Raw genomic sequence first — 4,994 nt, 5'->3', positions numbered from 1 at the left:
CGGGGGGCGGCTGGCAGGGCGGCAACACGGGCGGAGAGCCGGCCACCGCCCGTACGGCGCTGAGGGAAGACGGCTACGAGACGGTCGAAGAAGGCTGAGCAGCTCCGGCTTCATGGGTCGGCTGCTCGAAGGGCCCCGGTCCGATGCCGGCGTTCTCCGATGCCGGAAGGCCCGCCCGTACCGCTCGCCTCTCAACGAGGTTGCGGCGGGCGGGAGTTCAGGCGGCGGGCCCAGAGGCGGACGTCGCAAGGGAAGAGCCGCAGCTCACACGGAGGGCTGAAGCTCAGGCGGGCCCGCAGCACATGGAGGGCCGCGCCGGGGCTACAGGTACAGCCCCGTCGAATCGTCGGATCCCTGCAGCCGTTCCGACGCCACCGCGTGCAGATCCCGCTCACGCATCAGCACGTACGCAACGCCGCGGACCTCGACCTCCGCGCGGTCCTCCGGGTCGTACAGCACGCGGTCACCCGGCTCCACCGTGCGGACGCTCTGCCCGACGGCCACGACCTCCGCCCACGACAGGCGCCGCCCGACCGCCGCGGTCGCGGGAATGACGATCCCGCCCGACGAGCGGCGCTCGCCCTCCTCGATGTCCGTACGCACCAGCACACGGTCGTGGAGCATGCGGATCGGCAGCTTGTCGTGCTCGGGCATGTTCCCGGCCCTGGTTCTCGTACCAGAGGCGGCATGACCGGCAGGGGTCTCGGAACTCACGGCTAGACCGTATATCAGCGTTCAGCCGCGCCGGCGCCGTGCCGTGAGCGCGAACAACCCGCCGACGAGCGCGACGGCGACGAAGGCCACCGGGATCACGCGCTCCAGGCGCGGCGAACCCTTCTCGTCGACGAACTGCGCCGCCACGTCCGCGACCGCGCGGTTGGCCGCCACGTACGCGCGGCCGGCGGTCCTGTCCACGGCCGCGGCAGCCTTCGCCTTGGCGTCCCCCGCGATCGTCCTGGGGTGCACGCGTACGGCGATCTCATCAAGCGTGGCGGCGAGTTCGCGCCGCCTGCTGACGATGTCCGCCTCGATGTCCGCGGGAGTCCTGGCTTCCGACACCGCGCTGCCTCCGTCGCTCATACGTCGCTGATTCCGTCACTCGCCGACCAACACCGGTCGGACCCGCATCAGTCGGCCTCCGAGGCCCCACGCGGACGAGAGATACCCTTCCGCGTTCCCCGATCGAGCCTGCCCGAACGGGCGGAGCCTGATGGACAGTCTGTCAGCTCGCCCGGCCCGGTGCCCCGCGGCACCCCCGGTGCGTACGCCTCCGGCTACGCTCGGAGCCGACGACGGACATCCCGAGGAGCACAGATGAGTGAGCGACTGCAGCCCGGCGACACCGCCCCCGACTTCTCACTGCCGGACGCGGACGGCAAACAGGTCTCGCTCGCCGGCCGCACGGGCCGCAAGGTCATCGTCTACTTCTACCCCGCGGCGCTGACGCCCGGCTGCACCAAGCAGGCGTGCGACTTCACCGACAACCTCGACCTTCTCGCGACCGCCGGCTACGACGTCATCGGCGTCTCCCCCGACAAGCCCGAGAAGCTGGCCAAGTTCCGGGACAAGGAGAACCTCGAGGTCACCCTCGTCGGAGACCCGTCGAAGGAGACGATGGAGGCGTACGGCGCCTTCGGCGAGAAGAAGCTGTACGGCAAGACCGTCACGGGCGTCATCCGCTCGACCGTCGTCGTCGACGCGGACGGCAAGGTGGAGCACGCGCTCTACAACGTGAAGGCCACGGGGCACGTCGCGAAGCTCCTCAAGGACCTGAAGATCTGACCTCCGGGGCGTCCCCGTCCTGGCGCTCCCGCCAAGTCCTGCCGAAGCCGCCGCCCAGCCGTCCGACGGCGGCCGGGCCCCGGTCGCCGTAACCACGCCGACCCCCGTTCGTTGATCTGTGCGAGGCCGCGACGGGTGTCCGATGCGTGGGGGTACCGGAGCCCTTCGCGGCCGCTCACGGGGGAGGCGGGATGCCGCGCGGGTACACACGGGAGCGTCTGGCCGATGCGGTGGCCGAGGCGACGACGTGGGCGGGCGTCATGCGCGCGCTCGGTCTGCGGATCAGCGGAGGCGGGCGGCGGGCCCTGCAAAGGGCGGTGAACGAGTACGGCCTCGACACGGGCCACTTCGTCCGGCGCAGCCCGTGGCAGAGGTACACGGACGACGCCATCGCGGAAGCCGTCGCCTCGTCCACAAAGCTGCGTGAGGTCGTCGGCAAGCTCGGCGCCAGGCCCTCGACGGGAACCCTGTCGCACATCCGTCGTCGGATTGCCGTGGCGGGATTGGACGTCAGCCACTTTCCCGCGCTGAACCGTCAAGAGTGCGAGCTGCCGTTCTCCGTGGCGGACCTGCGGGAGGCGGCCGGTTCAGTTCGCAGCCTTCGCGCCCTCGCGCGGGTCCTCGACGTACCCGACGACGGCCGATCTCGCGCCGCGCTGGGCCGGGCGCTCCGCCAGGGCGGAGTCGACGTGTCTCACTTCTCCCACGCCCGCTTCGCCGTACCGGAAGACGAACTCCGCGATGTTGTCGCACGCAGCTTCCACTTCGCGGGAGTGCTGAGGGAGCTGCGCATGCCGGTGAACGAGGCCAACCGCCTCAAGGTGCGGCGCCGCGTCGCCCAGCTCGGCCTGGACATCGGTCACTTCTCGCACCAGGGGCGGCGGTCGGAGTTGGCTGCGCCGCCGAAGCCGATCGCTCCTGCCGTGCTGTGTGTGCGTCCGGAAGGATCGCCTCGGCTCAACCGTGAGCGGCTGCGCAGAGCGCTCGACGAGGTCGGTGTGCCGTACGTGTGCGTGCGCTGCGGCAATCCGGGTGTCTGGGAGGGGCGGCCGCTCACCCTGCAGATCGACCACGTCAACGGCGACTGGTGCGACAACCGAGAGCACAATCTGCGCTACCTGTGCCCGAACTGCCACGCCCTCACAGAGACATGGTGCGGGCGCAACCGGCGGAAGGGCTCACGCCGGGCAGGGAGAACACGGCAGTAGGATGTGGGCCGCGCGCGAGTGCTGGAATTGGCGAGACAGGCCGGGTTTAGGTCCCGGTGCCTTAGGGCGTGAGGGTTCGAGTCCCTCCTCGCGCACATCCGAGCCCCACTCCGGACACCGGGGTGGGGCTCTTCCCTCTCCTCCTCAGCCCAGCAGTTCCCGGATCGACGGGACCAGGGCGCGGAAGGCGCGGCCGCGGTGGCTGATGGCGTTCTTCTCCTCGGGGGTCATCTCCGCGCAGGTACGGGTGTCGCCGTCGGGCTGGAGGACCGGGTCGTAGCCGAACCCGCCCGTGCCTGACGGGGTGTGCCGCAGGGTGCCGCGGAGGCTGCCCTCGACGACGCGTTCGGTGCCGTCGGGGAGCGCGAGGGCGGCGGCGCAGGCGAAGTGGGCCGCGCGGTGCTCGGAGTCGATGTCGGAGAGCTGGGCGAGGAGCAGGTCGAGGTTGGCCTTGTCGTCGCCGTGTCGCCCGGCCCAGCGGGCGGAGAAGATGCCGGGGGAGCCGCCGAGGACGTCGACGCAGAGGCCGGAGTCGTCGGCGATGGCGGGGATGCCGGTCTCGTGGGCGAGGGTGCGGGCCTTGAGGAGGGCGTTCTCCGCGAAGGTGGTCCCGGTCTCCTTGACGTCGGGGATCTCGGGGAAGGCGTCCGCGCCGATCAGTTCGAGGCCGAGATCGGCCTCGGCGAGGATGGCCTGGAGTTCGGTGACCTTGGACGCGTTGCGTGTGGCGAGGATCAGCCGGCTGGGCTGCTTGTGGGCGCTGCTGCTCATGTGCCCGATTATCCAGTGCGCCGGCTCGGTGTGAGGGGTCGCGTCCGCTCTCGGGGCGGGGCGATGGTCCTCGACCGTTCCGGGCGTGGAGGCCGGTCGCGTATTGTCGGACGGGCAGGCCGAGTTCGCATCGGCCGGAGCAGCAGGGACGGGTGAGCCCGTCGCACGGGTACGGGGAGGGGGCAGGGCGTGAGTCATCGGATCGTGAGCGCCTGGCGCATGTATCTCTCCGCGTTGCTGCTCTCCTTCGTGGGTTTCCTCCTCACCGAGGCCGGGTTGAGCACGGCCATCACTGCTGCCGCGACGTCGGCTGCGGTTCTGCTGGTGTGCCACACGGTGGTCGGTGCCCTGGTGCTCGCCGCACCTCAGGTGCCGCACGGCCGGGTCCGTACTGCCATCCGGGACCGTGAGCGGCGTACCGCGTTCCTGCCGCAGCGTGATCCGGACGCCGCGGGGCGTCCTCGTCCGCGAGCGCCGGGCCGTCGCCTGGTGACGGCCGCGTAGCGCTCCTCTTTCTCTGTTTCTCTCCACCGCTGAACTCTCCTGCCGGTGGCCCTTGTTGAGCCTGCGCGGCTCGTCCCGCCGATCGTTCACGCCGGTCCTTTGCGGCCGGTGACGACCTGACGACCCCGGCTCGACGAGACCCTGTGGAGGGTTCACTCATGTCTTTTTTCGGTTCTTCCATGGCATTTCTGTCCGACGTCCTCGATCCGTTCTTCGGCGCCTCGGCGACGCTGCCGCGATCGTGGTGTGCACGCTGGGCGTGCGGCTCGCGCTGCATCCCCTGGCGCGTGCGGCCGTACGGGGTGAGCGCGTACGGGCGCGGCTGGCGCCGCACATGTCCGAGTTGCAGCGCAAGCACGGTGGTGATCCGGAGCGGCTGCGGCGGGAGTTGGGCGAGTTGCGGGCGAAGGAGGGGGCTTCCCCCGTGGCGGGCTGCCTGCCGATGCTGCTCCAACTGCCCGTGTTCTTCGCCATGTATCACGCCTTCACCGGCGACGACGCGCTGCTCGGTCACACCTTGCTGGGTGCGCCGCTCGGCGGGCGCTGGTTCGGGGTGCTGAGCGGGGGCGGGGTTCTCGGCGCGCCGGGGCTGGTCTACGCGGGGCTGTTCGTGCTGGTCGGGTTGGTGGCGACGTGGACGTACGTGCGTACGCGCAGGATCGCGGCCGAGGCGGCGGAGGCCGCCGTGGCGCGCGGGTCGTCGGCGAGGGGGAGGCGGGTGGCCGCCGA

Annotated in this window: 7 protein-coding genes and 1 tRNA gene; 5 read left to right on the top strand and 3 right to left on the bottom strand. The window is 71.0% G+C overall.

Annotation, left to right across the window (positions count from 1 at the left end; translation table 11 throughout):
• Positions 1 to 321: 321 nt before the first annotated feature.
• Both H5J26_RS28305 and H5J26_RS28300 read right to left on the bottom strand, forming a co-directional pair.
• The gene (locus H5J26_RS28305; protein WP_181768814.1) at positions 322 to 654 is read right to left on the bottom strand and encodes a GroES family chaperonin; all 333 of its coding nucleotides are present in this window, start codon (positions 652 to 654) and stop codon (positions 322 to 324) included.
• A gap of 81 nt (positions 655 to 735) precedes the next feature.
• Entirely contained in the window at positions 736 to 1,059 is a 324-nt protein-coding gene (locus tag H5J26_RS28300) for a DUF3618 domain-containing protein (RefSeq protein WP_181768813.1), read from the bottom strand.
• A gap of 255 nt (positions 1,060 to 1,314) precedes the next feature.
• On the opposite strand from H5J26_RS28300, the gene bcp reads away from it, so the two are divergent.
• From bcp to H5J26_RS28285, 3 genes are all read left to right on the top strand, one after another.
• The gene (bcp, locus tag H5J26_RS28295) at positions 1,315 to 1,782 is read left to right on the top strand and encodes a thioredoxin-dependent thiol peroxidase (protein ID WP_181768811.1); all 468 of its coding nucleotides are present in this window, start codon (positions 1,315 to 1,317) and stop codon (positions 1,780 to 1,782) included.
• 191 nt (positions 1,783 to 1,973) lie between these two features.
• The gene (locus tag H5J26_RS28290; protein ID WP_181768810.1) at positions 1,974 to 2,990 is read left to right on the top strand and encodes an HNH endonuclease signature motif containing protein; all 1,017 of its coding nucleotides are present in this window, start codon (positions 1,974 to 1,976) and stop codon (positions 2,988 to 2,990) included.
• Positions 2,991 to 3,002: 12 nt separating this feature from the next.
• Positions 3,003 to 3,085, top strand: a tRNA-Leu gene (locus H5J26_RS28285).
• Between the two features lie 49 nt (positions 3,086 to 3,134).
• Here the strand turns inward: H5J26_RS28285 and rdgB are convergent.
• Entirely contained in the window at positions 3,135 to 3,761 is a 627-nt protein-coding gene (rdgB, locus tag H5J26_RS28280) for an RdgB/HAM1 family non-canonical purine NTP pyrophosphatase (protein ID WP_181768809.1), read from the bottom strand.
• Between the two features lie 219 nt (positions 3,762 to 3,980).
• On the opposite strand from rdgB, the gene H5J26_RS28275 reads away from it, so the two are divergent.
• Positions 3,981 to 4,265, top strand: a complete 285-nt coding sequence (locus tag H5J26_RS28275) for a DUF6412 domain-containing protein (RefSeq protein ID WP_181768812.1) — start codon at positions 3,981 to 3,983, stop codon at positions 4,263 to 4,265.
• A gap of 241 nt (positions 4,266 to 4,506) precedes the next feature.
• Positions 4,507 to 4,994 (top strand): YidC/Oxa1 family membrane protein insertase (locus H5J26_RS28270; protein ID WP_309238098.1); only part of this gene is annotated, 488 nt, incomplete at its 3' end.

It is taken from the genome of Streptomyces albidus (ex Kaewkla and Franco 2022), from assembly GCF_013870515.1.
Taxonomy (GTDB): domain Bacteria; phylum Actinomycetota; class Actinomycetes; order Streptomycetales; family Streptomycetaceae; genus Streptomyces; species Streptomyces albidus.
Note: the sequence above shows the minus strand (reverse complement) of the source record. Positions and strands in the feature narration are given on the sequence as shown.

What these genes read in the sequence shown, in the direction of transcription:
- H5J26_RS28275 (WP_181768812.1), top strand. Translation starts at nt 3,981, where the DNA reads ATGTATCTCTCCGCGTTGCTGCTCTCCTTCGTGGGTTTCCTCCTCACC.
- H5J26_RS28290 (WP_181768810.1), top strand. Translation starts at nt 1,974, where the DNA reads ATGCCGCGCGGGTACACACGGGAGCGTCTGGCCGATGCGGTGGCCGAG.
- H5J26_RS28305 (WP_181768814.1), bottom strand. Translation starts at nt 654, where the DNA reads ATGCCCGAGCACGACAAGCTGCCGATCCGCATGCTCCACGACCGTGTG.
- rdgB (WP_181768809.1), bottom strand. Translation starts at nt 3,761, where the DNA reads ATGAGCAGCAGCGCCCACAAGCAGCCCAGCCGGCTGATCCTCGCCACA.
- bcp (WP_181768811.1), top strand. Translation starts at nt 1,315, where the DNA reads ATGAGTGAGCGACTGCAGCCCGGCGACACCGCCCCCGACTTCTCACTG.